The sequence below is a fragment of the Campylobacter sp. CFSAN093226 genome, from assembly GCF_012897595.1.
In the GTDB taxonomy this organism is placed as follows: domain Bacteria; phylum Campylobacterota; class Campylobacteria; order Campylobacterales; family Campylobacteraceae; genus Campylobacter_D; species Campylobacter_D jejuni.
On record NZ_CP040608.1, the window covers coordinates 1387970 to 1401240 of the forward strand.

A 13271-nucleotide genomic window follows, 5' to 3' on the forward strand; every position below is an offset into this window, starting at 1 on the left:
TTAATACTTATGCTCCTCTATTATCATTTTAATAAATTTAACAATCCCAAAAATCAAAGATAATACAATAAATGCTGTTAAAATATCATAAATTCTTTCAGGATATTTTGCGCTTTCTGGAATATCTGGACTTTGGATGATGACAAGTTGTTTTATTTTTCTTAATGCTTCTATTCTAGCACTTTCATAAGCTTTTAAAGCTGCTTCATAAGCTTTTTGCGCAAAAGTAGCTTCTATAGTTAAATCCTGAAATTTAGCAGCCAAATCGTTAAGCTTTTGAGAAGAATTGTTAGCTGAAATTTTAGATTTTTCCCTTAAAAGCTGTTTTTTAATCGCTTCAATTTCTGCTTTAAGTGCTACTACTTCAGGTGCTGCATCATTCATATAGCTTTGTAAAGTTAAAAGTTTAGCTTCTTTTTGAGCTAAATTAGCCTCAATTTGCGCAACTAAACTTGCTTTAGTTTCAGCTTGTTTTAAAGGATCAAAAACTCCATATTTATTTTGAAAAGCAATCAAATCATTTTGTGCTTTTTGATAACGTTCTTTGTATTTTTGCACTTCATTTTCAGCAAAAGCCATTTGCTCTCTAGCTGCTTTATGAGAGATTTCGTTGATAAATTTTTCGCTTTCTTGCATAATAGCTTGAGCAATCAAATGAGCTGATTTAGGTGTAAAACCCTCTACTTCAACTTTTAAAAGTTTAGTGGTTTCATCCGTATGAACCTTAACTCTTGCTTGGTAGTATTTAAGATAAGATTCTATCGAGCTTGAATCCCAAATTTTAAAAGGTAAATCTATATGTTGCTCTTGATAAAGATTTTTAAGTTTGATTTTTTCATCCAAAATCTTTAACATATCACTTGATTCTATATAACCTTTTAGATAATTTAAATCTTCGCTTGCTGTAGAAGTACTACTAAGCAAAGACAAGATTCCACTTGTTTGAGCACTTTCTCCACTTGTTGATCTAACATCTAAAATCATCGTGCTTACATATCTTGGTGCTGCAATCAATGTATAATAAATCACAACAAAAATCATTATAAACCAAACAATTTTAAAAGAATCAAATATACTTAAATCTTTGATTTTTTCTAATAAAGTTTTATTTTCTTCCATTAAACTTTTCCTTGATATACAGCTATTCCTTCATCTACATCATCATAAACCGTAATTTGTCCATTTTTCATATAAATTATTTTATCACACCATTCTTTAATTTCAGCTACATTATGAGATACCATAATCACTTTTGATTTGCTTAATCTTTCTCTATATAATTTCACACTTTTTTCCCTAAAAGCAGGATCTCCAACAGCTCCTGCTTCATCAATCAAATAATAATCAAAATCAAAGGCCATACTAAGTCCAAAAGCTATCCTAGCACTCATTCCCGAAGAATAAGTCTTCATAGGCTCATCAAAAAATTTCCCAAGTTCTGCAAAATCTTCCACAAATTTTACTTTTTCTTGGAGTTCTTTTCCTTTATAACCATATACTCTAGCTACAAATTTAGCATTATCTCTAGCTGTTAAAGAACCTTGAAAAGCCCCATTTAAACCCAATGGCCAAGATAATTTTTTATTAGTAATTATCTTACCACTATCAGGAAGTTCTGCCCCGCTTAAAAGACGCATAAGAGTAGATTTACCCGCTCCATTATACCCCATCAAACCTATGCTACAATTTTCAGGAAACTCAAAAGTAAAATTCTTAAAAACATAATGTCTTCCACCACTAAATAAAGGATAAGATTTTGTTAGATTAATTAACTTTATCATTCTTTTTTTACCGCCGTTAAAGCTTGTCTATTATAGTAATAGATAAAAAGCCCTATAAATAAAACAAGTAAAATCCAAAATATAGCATAAAAATAACTATATTCATCTTGCAAAGGATAATTTTCAAAAAAATTAAATCTTAAAAGTTCAAAAATATGAAGCAAAGGATTATAATAAAATATATCAAGCAAAGGACGAGGAGTTAGCCAAGTAGGAAATATAATTCCCGAAGTCCAATAAAACACTATGCTAAAATAAGCTAGCAAAGTTCTTAAAGGTTCCACAAAATGCCAAATAATAGCAAAACAAATTCCCAAAGCAAAAGCTGAACATATAAGCAAAAAAATACAAAACAAAACTCCAAGCAAATGAACAGGAAATACATCAAGTCTAAAAAACCATCCCGCAAAAAAAAGTATGATAATAAAAATTACAAAATAAATACAAAACTCAAGTAAAGTTCTAGCAATAAATACATGTATAGGCTTTACAGGTTTATAGGCAAAAAGAGCTAAATTTGCCTGAGTTCCATTCATAAGCTGGGTAACTATACTTCTAAACATAAAAAAAGGCATAATGCCTGAAATCAAAAACATAAAAATAGAAATTCCCTCAGGCATAACTTGATGATGATATTCTCTAACAATAGTGCCTATGATAGTTACTAAAAGTACAATACTCATAGGCTCCCCAACTACCCATATATATCCTAAATACCGATTTTTACCAAATCTAGTTTTTAACTCTCTAAAAAATAAAGCATAAATTACATTTAACATTTATTTTTATACCTAACAATTTTACATAAACTATAATCATAACTCATTTTTTTAAACAAAATCATAAAAATTTATTTTTTATAAAATTCAAGCTTTTTACTAAGTCCTAAAGCATTGTTAGTAAATTTAAGCCAAAAAAGCTCTAAAGCATAAATTTTTGCACTTTTATCAAATTTAGCAAAGGGAAACTTAGAAAAATAAATTTTCATTTGCTCCTTGCTTGCCATTTTAAACTCGGCCTTAGCTTGCACACCTTTTAAAAAAGCTATTTTACTTTCTTTGGCTATATTAAGTGCTATACTTGAATTTTCACTGGCTAATCTTATATGCTTAGTATCTTCATGCGAAGCGATAATAAAAGCTAAATTCTTCTCATCAAAAGCATAAAAAGCACTAGCTGTATAAACACCTTTTTCATCAATCATAGCCCAAGATAAAAGCTGCTCATTTTTTATAAATTCTAAAATTCTTTCATCCATATTGTAAAAATTATACTAAAATATTTTTAAAAATAACCGATTTTTAATTTAAACTATAAATATAAGGGGAAGAAATGCAAATTGATGCTAGCAAAAACCAAAGTTTTTCGATGGATTATACAACAAAAAGTGGCAAACATTTAGCCTTATCTATGTATGACAATCAAAGCGTGAGTTATGCAAATAATGAAGAAGGTAAAACTCTTAATCTTAAGCGTCAGTATGGCTTTAGCTTTACTTTTGAAGGCTCTAAGCTCACACAAAATGATCTTGATGAGATTAAAAATGCTATGAAAGAAGTTGAACCTATGATCAAAGACTTTTTAGCAAATTCTAAAGTCGGAGAGTTAAAGCCAAAAGAAATTATAGAATCAGCTATGCAAATGGCAAATGTTCTACCAACACCAAATGATGAAAACCATCAAAATGCTATTATGAATAATTTTACAAATAAACTCAGTGATTTACTAAAACAAAATCAAACAGATGATAAAGATATCAATGCTTCCATGCTTGAAGATAGCAAAAAACTTCTTGATGAAGTTTTAGAACAAATGAAAAAACAACTTGAAAAACAGCAAGAAAAAGCCAAGGAAAATCAAGATAAGACAGATGATAGTTTAAATCTTTACGCTTAAATCATATAATATTAAAAATTATCAAGGAGTTTTTAAATGACAAATATCGAAATTTTAGAAAATATGCTCAAACTCCAACAAAAACTCAACGATGAAACAAACGGCTTAAATTGGGAAAATGGCTACACCAAAGAAGGAAAACTGATCAGTTGGAGACGCTGTATTTATATGGAATGTGCAGAACTTATAGACTCTTTTACATGGAAACATTGGAAAAATATTTCAAGTCTAACAAATTGGGAAAATGTGCGTATAGAGATTGTCGATATTTGGCATTTTATTTTAAGTCTTTTACTTGAAGAGTATCGCGATAAAAACAATAAAGATTTCAAAGCTATAGCCACAGAAGTTAATGCTGTAAGCGTGTTTCAAGATTTTTGCAAAGAAGAAGAATACCCTAATGAGGGTGATATTTATGGCATTTTAAATGATATAGAGCTTATTATCCATAAATGCAGTGGTTTTGGATTTAATCTTGGAGAATTACTTTCAACCTATTTTACCCTAGCTATTAAATGTGGGCTAAATCTTGAAATTCTTTATAAGACCTACATAGGTAAAAATGTTTTAAATATTTTTAGACAAAACAATGGTTACAAAGATGGCAGCTATAAAAAAACTTGGAATGGCAAAGAAGACAATGAAGTTTTAGCTCAAATTTTAGAACAAGAGCTTGATTTTGATACTATTTATAAAAAACTAGAAGAATGCTACAAAAAGGCATAATTTGGATATTTTAAAACTTGCAATCAAAGATTTTTTAAGTCTTAAATTTTTAAAATTTGCCTTAATTCCTTTGATTTTTAGCCTTATACTGATGCTTTTTTTAGGAGTACTTGGCTTTTCGGCCTTGCTTGATTATTTTAATTCTTTATTTAGCGTTGGAGAAGATTCGTTTTGGGCGTGGTTTTATGCTCTTCATTTTGTACAAATTTTAATCACCATCATAAGTTTTTTATTTTCAGGTTTTATTGTTGTTTTTGCTTCGGTTTTTTTAGCCCTTTTTATCACTTCTTTTCTTACTCCTTTTATCGCTAAAGAAATCAACAAAAAATATTACCATTATGATAATACAAACGAAGTTTCAACCTTAAAAACTATCTTTGAAATTTTTAAAATATTTATAAAATTTATAGGGATTTTATTGCTTTGCACCTTGGCTTTATTTTTACCTTTTATAAATATTTTTGTATATTATCTTGCTTTTTATTATCTCTTTCACAAACTTTTAATGATTGATGTTACAAGCACGATTTTAGACAAAGAAAGTTTTAAAAATTTTCATTCCGATTTTTCGCCTTTAGAGTTTAAATTTAGCACTCTTTGTTTTTATCTACTCTCATCAGTACCACTTTTAGGACTTTTTTTGCAAGTATTTTTTGTGATTTTTCTCACACATTTAAGCTATCAAAGAATTTTAAAACTAAAAGCTAAGGCTTGAAATATCGATTTTATGATTATATAAATAAGCTCTTAAAAGTCTTGGAATTTTAGCTATTCTACACTCTTCTTTGAAATTTTTAGGTAATTTTTGACAAGTTTCATACTCAAAAACAATAGCTTGTTCGTTTTTATATGCAAGTGCTATTTTACCACCTAAAACACAATCACCCTTTAAAAGCTCTTTTCTTTGTGCCGTGCTTAAAAGCAAACCTTTCATTTTCACCGCTCTAGCAATCAAGCTTTCATTTTTAGGGCAAATAAGAAGTCCTTGAATTTCTTTGATATTTTCAAAATCATAAAGTTTTTTCCTGTCTTCATCAAGATAAGAAAAACTTCTTTTTAAACCCTGATGAAATTCACTCACAAAGGCATTAGAGAAATTTTTTCTTATATAATTTCTAAAATATTTTTCATTTTCATTACTTTCATCATGGAAATAAAAAATATCTTTTTCTTTTAAAAAAGATGAAATTTCATCTTTACTTATAAAGAGTAAAGGGCGTAAAAGTGTATAATTTGAGCGTTTTTCACACTCTTGCATACCTAAAATTTCAGCCAAACCTGCGCCTCGTGAAAGTTGCATCAAAAACCATTCAAATTGATCGTTTAAATGATGGGCTAAGATAAGATGGTCATAACCTTGCTCAAGACAAATTTTTTCAAAAAAATCATAGCGAAAATCTCTGGCTTTTTTTTCAAAGTTACTTTGAAATTTAGGAGCGTGTTTTATGAAAATTTTTTTATGAAATTTTAAAGCAAGTTCTTTGGCTTTTAACTCTTCTAAATCACTATTTTTTCTAGTTTTGTAATTTATCATCACAAGATCAAAGTCGATCTTTTCTTGCATTAAAAGATAAAAAAGCACACTAGAATCACTTCCATAAGAAAAAGCGAGTAAATTTTTACCCCTTTTTAAAAGGGATAAAATTTCATCTTTAATTTGCATCTACTTTTCTTAAAGCCTTAGCAAGGAGCTTTTTATCAAGGTTTTGTAAAATTTCACATTCATAAATTTGCCCCATTTCTAAATTTCCACATTCACTTTCATTGATAAGAATTTCCCCATCAATCTCTCTATCCCATCTTAAATCTTTAGCTGCGATGAAAAACTCTCCCTCGCTACTTTTTCCTGTGCAAACTACTAAACGCTTTTGCCCTACTTCTTTTTCAAAACTTTTTTCTATGACTTCATCAACAATTTTTTCTATGATTTTAAGCCTTTTATTGATCACTTTAAAAGGCACTTGCTCCATATCAAAAGCAGCCGTATCTTCTTCCTTAGAATACGCAAAAACGCTTATCCTATCAAAACCAAAATCTTTAACAAACTCACAAAGCTCTTCAAAATCCGCCTCACTCTCACCTGGATGTCCTACGATAAAGCCCGTGCGTAAAAAACTATTTGGCGCACTTTTCATTAAATTTAGCATTTCTTTAAGTCTTGTGCTATTTGCCCCACGCTTCATGATTTTAAGCATATTATCACTTATGTGTTGTAAAGGCATATCAAAATAATTTATAAAAATTTCAGAAGCTATAATGCGTTTAATCAAAGCTTCACTCGCACTCGTAGGATAAAGATATAAAATTCTAGCCGCTCTTATGCCTTTGATTTTTTCCACCTCATCGATTAAGCGTATAAGCCCATCTTTTTCACCCTTATCAAACAAATAAGAACTCGTATCTTGTGCAATAAAAGAAAAGTCCTTATAACCTCTAGCTACCAAATCTTTAAGCTCAGCTATAATGCTACTTATCTCACGAGATTTTAACTTGCCTTTAAAACTTGGGATGGCACAAAAAGAGCATTTTTGATTACAACCTTCGGCGATTTTTATAAAAGCATGGGAATTTGAACCTGTGATAATACGTTTAGAATTTTCACTTTGCAAATAAGTCGAATTTGAAAATAAATTTGTTTTTTTAAGTATCATTTCATCGATTCTTTCATAATCACCCACACCTGTGAAAAGATCAACCTCAGGAAGTTCTTTCATAAGTTCTTCGCGGTAACGCTGCATCAAACAACCCGTAACCACCAAAAGAGAATCTTTTTTTCTTTGTTCGTGCAAATCCAAAATCGCATTAATACTTTCTTTTTTTGCACTATCGATAAAACCACAAGTATTTACGATTAAAACATCAGCTTTGCTTGGTTCATCGCAAAGTTCATAAGCACTAAGGTGCCCTAGCATGATCTCACTATCGACTAAATTTTTATTACAACCTAAAGACATAAGATAAAGTTTTGACATTTTTTTCCTATATTAAAGTTTTCTTTTGATATAATTTTTGACTTTAAAAATATAATTATAGCAAAGAAATTTTATGGATAATTACGAATTTAGCGAACTTTTAAAAACTTTAAAAAACAAAGTCGGCAACATAGCCTCCATCATCAAGCCTGAAAATATCCAAACAAGGCTTAAAGAAATCGAAGAGCTTGAAAATTCTCCTTCTTTTTGGAGTGATGTTAAACAAGCAGGAATCATAGGTAAAGAAAAAACTAAAATCACCAATCTACTTAAAAACTATGAAAATGCTTTTAATGCTCTAAATGACGCAAGCGAACTTTTCGATCTGGCCAATAGCGAAAACGATACAGAAACACTTGAAGCTTTATTTAATGACGCACCAAAACTTGAAGATACCATCACAAGTCTTGAAATTTCCATGCTTTTAAGCGGGGAAAATGATGGTAAAAATGCCATTGTTTCCATTCACCCAGGTGCAGGTGGAACGGAAAGTAATGACTGGGCAAGCATACTTTATAGAATGTATTTAAGATTTTGTGAAAGAGAAGGTTTTAAAGTCGAAACTTTAGACTTTCAAGAAGGCGAAGAAGCAGGACTTAAAGATGTGAGCTTTTTAGTTAAAGGAGAAAATGCTTATGGTTATTTAAAAGCTGAAAATGGTATCCATCGTTTGGTAAGAACTTCTCCTTTTGATAGTGCAGGACGCCGTCATACAAGCTTTTCAAGTGTTATGGTAAGCCCTGAACTTGATGATGATATAGAAATTGAAATCGAAGAAAAAGACATAAGAATAGATTATTACAGAGCAAGCGGTGCAGGCGGACAACATGTCAATAAAACAGAATCGGCTGTGAGAATCACGCATTTTCCAACCGGCATAGTCGTACAATGCCAAAATGACAGAAGTCAGCACAAAAACAAAGCCACCGCTTTTAAAATGCTAAAATCTCGCCTTTATGAACTTGAACTCATGAAACAACAAGATAGTGCTAATACTGGAGAAAAAAGCGAGATAGGTTGGGGGCATCAAATCCGTTCTTATGTGCTTTTCCCTTATCAGCAAGTCAAAGACAATCGCAGCGGAGAAGCTTTTTCTCAAGTGGATAATATCCTTGATGGGGATATCAAAAAAATGATAGAAGGCGTTTTGATTGCTTTAAAAGCGGAGTAACAGGCTTAAAAATAAGTAATTTCTGCAAAATGTCGGTATAAAAAAATTAGAAAGATAGCGGGATTTTCCCGCTTGTTTTATTATCTTGCATAAAACCTAAGAGCATCATTCACAGAATAATAAACTCTTTTCTTAAAATCTTTATCGCAATAAACACTCACAACTTTATAGTCTTTTTATCGTTTGGATTTAATAAGAAAACATAGTTTGAGTATGGAGTTTTATCTATTTCTAAATCACGCTTCATTTCTTTAATTTTGCCTTCTGGATTGTTAATATCACTAATTGTTCTGACTGAAGTATAATCATAAAGTTTATAATTTGGATATTTTTTCATAATCTCTTGATTACCTAAATCAAACATAGCTTGATCGTTGCCATTGTTTTTTAACTCGACTAAATCGCCATCGCCACAATCTACAATCAAAGTCATAGCTCCTAAAGCCAAAGCACTTGTTAAAATCTTTTTCATTATTTTTGCTCCTAGTTTTAAAATTAAATTAATATAACTATACCTAAATTTAAAATTTAAATATCATTTTTGCAATAAATTCTAAAGTAAAAATCACGTAAAAATTTAACTCATAATTATTTCATTCAAACAAATTTTTATGCAAAATTTCTTCTAAAACCACAGTAGCATAAGAGCCTTTTTGCAAGAAAAACTCTATACAAAAATGAGCTTTTTCTTCATCATAACGCCATTTTAACTCTTCTAAATATCCCCACATAAAGCGTCTTGAACCTTGCATTTTAGCCTTAAACTCCAAAGTATCTTTAAAAATTTCATTTTCTAAATTTAAGGCCAAACCTTCTCCTGTTTCATAAGCCTTAGCACCGATTAAAAGCCCCATGGCGCTTATATCTCTTGCCTTAAAACGCCCAAGCTCAGCACTTAAATCCTCGCATAAAAAACACTTTCCAAAAGGATAATGCCCTAAAACCTCACCTTTTAAAAGCTTAAAAAATTGTTCTTGTTTTTTAAGTTCCTTAGCTTCTTCTTTAGAAATTTTATAAATTTGGATCAATTCTTTTTCGCTAAAATCATTTGCAAAATGTGATAACTCCACTCTTTTACTCAAATAGCGATTAAAAAGCTCACTTTGAAAAGCTGAAATTAAAAACTCTTTCATTTTTACATTTTTCATCTTTTTGCCACGCAAAATTTCAAGCCCTTCTTTGTAATTATCCCCAAATTTTCCAAAACGCTGATAGCCAAAATAATTCGCAAAACCTTGTTTATCCAAATTCATCAAAGCTTGTTCTAGTTTTAAAGCATCGCTTGGTAAAACTTTTTTTAAGCGTATGAAAAAAGAATTTCCTTTTAAATGGCCTATTCTTAGCTTGTTCTCATGGGTAAAAATTTCTAAAATTTTAAGTTTAGGATGAGAAAAATTTGACAAAAAACTCTCAAATTTTTTAGGCATAGAAAGGTATTGAAAGGTTGATCCTTGCTTGTCTTTAAGCCCTGCATAACCAAAATCTCTTATTTTAACCCCGCTTGCTTCACTTAAAATTTTTAAAGCTTCATTTGTGGTTAAATCTTTTTTATTGATATGCAAAATAAGATGCTCACCCTTACCGCTAAATTCATACAAAGGCCTTTCACGCACTACAAAATCATCGCTATTTTTACTAAAATACGCATTAATAGGACTGTGTTTTAAACTATACAAAGGCTTAAAAATGGTGTTCTCTTCCTCTAAATTCATATTTTCCTTTCACTGCTTTTCCAAAGATATTTAATTTCACGCCGTGTTTTTTGGCTATTATTTCTATATTTTGCCGTTCTTTTTCATCAAAAGCAAACAAAATTTCATATTCTTCTCCGCTATAAAGCGCATAATCATCAAGTTTTTTAAACCAAGAAATACCGCATTTATTTAAAGCTAAAAGCCTTGATAAATCCTTGCTTAAACCATCTGAAATATCCATAGCACAAGAAATTAAAGGTGCGATTTCATAAAAAAAACTAGCTCTTAATTTTGGCTTTATAAATACATGGTTTGGTTTTAAAGTGCCCCCATTTTGTAAAATTTCAAGCCCTTTTAAACTTCGTCCTAATTTTCCCGTATAAGCAAGTAAATGCCCCTTTTTTAAACCTTTTCTAAAAACAGCTTTATCGTTAATCTTTGAAATGATAGTAAGACTAATGTCTATTTTATCATTGCTTATAGTATCACCGCCTATGATTTTTATATTAAATTTCCTAGCTGTTTTTAAAAAACCTTTTTGCAAGGCTTTGATCTCATTTTCGCTTAAATTTTTTGGTAAAGCAAGTCCTAAAAGTGCGTATTTTGGTACAGCATTCATTGAAATAGCATCTGAGATATTAACAAGCATTGCTTTTGTAGCAATTTGCTCTAAGCTAAACCACTCTCTTTTAAAATGCACATTTTCAAAAAACAAATCCTTACTAAAACACCAATCATCAATAATAGCTCCATCATCACCATTTTTTTTATTTAAAAAAGCTTTGATAATAAAATCTTCTTTGTTCATAATGCGTGATTTTATAAAATTTCCTTTTAAATTCTAGTGAATTTTAGAAAAATTTTATATAATATAAAAATATTTAAGGAAAAACCATGAAAAAATTAGAATTAAGAATTTTTAGATTTGATAAAACTAAGGATTATGAGGCTTATTATAAACCTTATATTTATGATAATTATGAAAATTTTGCAAGTTTTTATGATCTGCTTTTGCAAGTTCAAAATGATGATATTTATTTTGATTTTGATAAAGATGAAGATACTTACATAGTTGTAAATAAGCAAATCATACCACTTTTTACACCTTTAGAAAAAATAGCAAAAGAATTTGATTTTAATCTTTGTATCGAGCCTTTAAGTACAAAAAGAGCTATTAAAGATCTTATCATCGATAAAAATGATTTTTTAGACAAATACAAATATCTTGAAAAATTTGGCGATGAAGAGGATAAAAAGCTTTATGCAAAATATGATTATTTATATTATGCAACTGAAATTTTAGACTATCTTCCTGAATATATGGGCGATGGAGTGTTTTATTTGGCTTCAAAAATGATAGAAAAATATCCTGAAAAAAAGATAGAAATTTTAAAAACTCTAGCAGATAAAGAAAAGGGTATTTTTTATCATCTTGAAAGCAAAAATGAAATTTTAGAAACAACGATCAAAAACCTACAAAATGAAATTTTAAATTTAGGGCTTTTTGATAAAAATATTTTACACTTTGATTTACCTAAAACCAATGCTTTTGATAATGAGATCAAAGAACTTAAAGAAATTAAACATAATTTTAAAGATTTCAATATAGCTTTTTATGGTTTTAATGCTTGCGATACTTTAAAATCCAAACTTAAGGCTAAATTTATTTCCTATGAAAACAGTATAAAAAATAATGGCTTTAGCTTGCTTAATCTAAATCCTACGCTAAGCTATAAAATAGCCGCAGATATTGTTTTGGACGCTTATGATAGCGGGGCTGATTTTATGGTAGTAAAAGAAGAAAAAGATTTTTATCTTTTTGATACTTGTGCTAAAAAACTTATGCAAACAAGCAAAAGAGATTTTGAAGACTTTTATATTTTGAGCCGTTTTGAGTTTTTAGCCCTTATCGAAGGCATACAAGCTCCATCATTAAAAAATCACACTTTAAAGGTTAGTTTGATATGAAAATCTCTTTAGAATGCAAAGATCTCATCATAGAAAAAACTTTAGAACTTTTTTTAAAAGATCATTTGGTAATGAAAAAAAATTGTGATTTCATCATTAGCGATGAAAAAATTCATACCGCAAAACCCTTATTTATCATCTCTAAAAACTCTCCATTTTTAAGCATACCATTTAGCAAAGAAACCTTGTTTGAGTCTTTAAATGAATTTGACAATGCCTTAAAAGCAGCAGCTTTGCAACTTGCACTTGAACAAAAAAGACTGCTTGAAGAAAAAATTGACGCTATTGCTTTGGAATTTAAAAAAGATTATGAAAATAAAATCGATCTTGCCATAAAAGATCTTAAAAACAAACTCGTAAAAGCACTTAATGATGAATGATGAATTTATAAGCGTTAAAGACTTTTTTAATCACAATGAAAAAAGAAAAAAATTTCTTCAAAAACAAGAAATTAAACCTCCTAAAGAAAAAACAAAAAAAACTAAAGAAACAAAGCTTTATACAAATATAGAAAGTGGTAAATACAAAGGGAAAAAACTACTTTTACCTAGTCTTACAACAACAAGAAGTACTAAAAGCATAGTCAAAAGTTGTGTTTTTAATGTAATAAGAGAAGATTTAAGAAGTAAAATTTTCATTGAAGCCTTTGGCGGAAGTGCTTTAATAGCGGCTGAAGCACTAAGTAATTATGCTTTAAAAGCTTATGCTATAGAACTTGATATAAAAGCTTATAAAATTGCTTTAGAAAATGCTAAAAACATAGATCCAAATTTAGAAGTGATCCATGCAAATACTTTTGAAATTTTACCTAAACTCATAGAAAATTCAAAAAATGAAATCATCTTATATCTTGACCCACCTTTTGATATCAGAGAAGGTTTTAGTGATATTTATGAAAAAATTTATCATTTTTTAGAAAATTTAGATTTAAAGACTTTAAATTTAATCATTTTTGAATACCACTCAACCATAAAAACTCCCGAAAAAATCCAAAATTTTCAAAAAGTTAAAGAAAAGAAATTTGGATCAACTAGCTTAAGTTTTTACTCTTCTTAACTCACTT

General features: G+C 29.4%; 16 protein-coding genes. 7 read left to right on the plus strand and 9 right to left on the minus strand.

What is annotated here, in order from left to right; genetic code table 11:
• From FBF02_RS07065 to FBF02_RS07080, 4 genes are all read right to left on the minus strand, one after another.
• The gene (locus tag FBF02_RS07065) at positions 1 to 1119 is read right to left on the minus strand and encodes a capsule polysaccharide transporter (RefSeq protein WP_002851300.1); all 1119 of its coding nucleotides are present in this window, start codon (positions 1117 to 1119) and stop codon (positions 1 to 3) included.
• Positions 1119 to 1781, minus strand: a complete 663-nt coding sequence (locus FBF02_RS07070) for an ABC transporter ATP-binding protein (RefSeq protein WP_002851179.1) — start codon at positions 1779 to 1781, stop codon at positions 1119 to 1121. The genes FBF02_RS07065 and FBF02_RS07070 overlap by 1 nt, the downstream gene beginning before the upstream one ends.
• On the minus strand, positions 1778 to 2560 hold the full coding sequence (kpsM, locus tag FBF02_RS07075; protein ID WP_002851559.1) for a capsule polysaccharide transporter KpsM: 783 nt from the start codon (positions 2558 to 2560) through the stop codon (positions 1778 to 1780). The genes FBF02_RS07070 and kpsM overlap by 4 nt, the downstream gene beginning before the upstream one ends.
• A gap of 71 nt (positions 2561 to 2631) precedes the next feature.
• Entirely contained in the window at positions 2632 to 3039 is a 408-nt protein-coding gene (locus FBF02_RS07080; protein ID WP_002851336.1) for a hypothetical protein, read from the minus strand.
• A 74-nt stretch (positions 3040 to 3113) separates the two neighbouring features.
• On the opposite strand from FBF02_RS07080, the gene ciaI reads away from it, so the two are divergent.
• From ciaI to FBF02_RS07095, 3 genes are read left to right on the plus strand one after another with little or no spacing between them, the layout of a single operon-like run.
• Positions 3114 to 3677 carry an intracellular survival protein CiaI gene (gene ciaI / locus FBF02_RS07085; RefSeq protein ID WP_002826203.1) on the plus strand — a complete coding sequence of 188 codons (564 nt, stop codon included), beginning with the start codon at positions 3114 to 3116 and terminating at the stop codon, positions 3675 to 3677.
• 36 nt (positions 3678 to 3713) lie between these two features.
• Positions 3714 to 4403 carry a dUTPase gene (gene dut / locus FBF02_RS07090; RefSeq protein WP_002851377.1) on the plus strand — a complete coding sequence of 230 codons (690 nt, stop codon included), beginning with the start codon at positions 3714 to 3716 and terminating at the stop codon, positions 4401 to 4403.
• 1 nt (position 4404) lies between these two features.
• Positions 4405 to 5118 (plus strand): EI24 domain-containing protein, encoded by a 714-nt coding sequence (locus FBF02_RS07095; protein WP_002858321.1) that lies wholly within the window; start codon positions 4405 to 4407, stop codon positions 5116 to 5118.
• Here the strand turns inward: FBF02_RS07095 and tilS are convergent.
• Positions 5101 to 6066 carry a tRNA lysidine(34) synthetase TilS gene (gene tilS, locus FBF02_RS07100; RefSeq protein ID WP_002851521.1) on the minus strand — a complete coding sequence of 322 codons (966 nt, stop codon included), beginning with the start codon at positions 6064 to 6066 and terminating at the stop codon, positions 5101 to 5103. The two genes, FBF02_RS07095 and tilS, sit on opposite strands and share 18 nt — an antisense overlap.
• A complete protein-coding gene (gene rimO, locus FBF02_RS07105; protein WP_002851299.1) occupies positions 6056 to 7375 on the minus strand; it encodes a 30S ribosomal protein S12 methylthiotransferase RimO in 1320 nt (439 codons plus the stop codon). The genes tilS and rimO overlap by 11 nt, the downstream gene beginning before the upstream one ends.
• Positions 7376 to 7448: 73 nt before the next feature.
• Between rimO and prfB the strand changes: the two genes are divergently transcribed.
• On the plus strand, positions 7449 to 8546 hold the full coding sequence (prfB, locus tag FBF02_RS07110) for a peptide chain release factor 2 (protein WP_002851475.1): 1098 nt from the start codon (positions 7449 to 7451) through the stop codon (positions 8544 to 8546).
• A 157-nt stretch (positions 8547 to 8703) separates the two neighbouring features.
• On the opposite strand, the gene FBF02_RS07115 is transcribed toward prfB, so the two are convergent.
• The 3 genes from FBF02_RS07115 to FBF02_RS07125 form a co-directional block, all read right to left on the minus strand.
• The gene (locus FBF02_RS07115) at positions 8704 to 9018 is read right to left on the minus strand and encodes a hypothetical protein (protein WP_002851510.1); all 315 of its coding nucleotides are present in this window, start codon (positions 9016 to 9018) and stop codon (positions 8704 to 8706) included.
• A gap of 121 nt (positions 9019 to 9139) precedes the next feature.
• Entirely contained in the window at positions 9140 to 10258 is a 1119-nt protein-coding gene (gene truD, locus FBF02_RS07120) for a tRNA pseudouridine(13) synthase TruD (RefSeq protein ID WP_002851259.1), read from the minus strand.
• Complete coding sequence (locus FBF02_RS07125) at positions 10227 to 11048, minus strand: thiamine-phosphate kinase (RefSeq protein ID WP_002851372.1); 822 nt, start codon at positions 11046 to 11048, stop codon at positions 10227 to 10229. The genes truD and FBF02_RS07125 overlap by 32 nt, the downstream gene beginning before the upstream one ends.
• An 86-nt stretch (positions 11049 to 11134) precedes the next feature.
• Between FBF02_RS07125 and FBF02_RS07130 the strand changes: the two genes are divergently transcribed.
• The 3 genes from FBF02_RS07130 to FBF02_RS07140 are packed head-to-tail and all read left to right on the plus strand — an operon-like array spanning position 11135 to position 13264.
• The gene (locus tag FBF02_RS07130) at positions 11135 to 12208 is read left to right on the plus strand and encodes a DUF5644 domain-containing protein (protein WP_002851142.1); all 1074 of its coding nucleotides are present in this window, start codon (positions 11135 to 11137) and stop codon (positions 12206 to 12208) included.
• A complete protein-coding gene (locus tag FBF02_RS07135) occupies positions 12205 to 12588 on the plus strand; it encodes a hypothetical protein (RefSeq protein ID WP_002851272.1) in 384 nt (127 codons plus the stop codon). Before FBF02_RS07130 ends, FBF02_RS07135 begins: the two co-directional genes overlap by 4 nt.
• Positions 12581 to 13264 carry an RsmD family RNA methyltransferase gene (locus tag FBF02_RS07140; RefSeq protein WP_002851338.1) on the plus strand — a complete coding sequence of 228 codons (684 nt, stop codon included), beginning with the start codon at positions 12581 to 12583 and terminating at the stop codon, positions 13262 to 13264. Before FBF02_RS07135 ends, FBF02_RS07140 begins: the two co-directional genes overlap by 8 nt.
• Positions 13265 to 13271 lie beyond the last annotated feature (7 nt).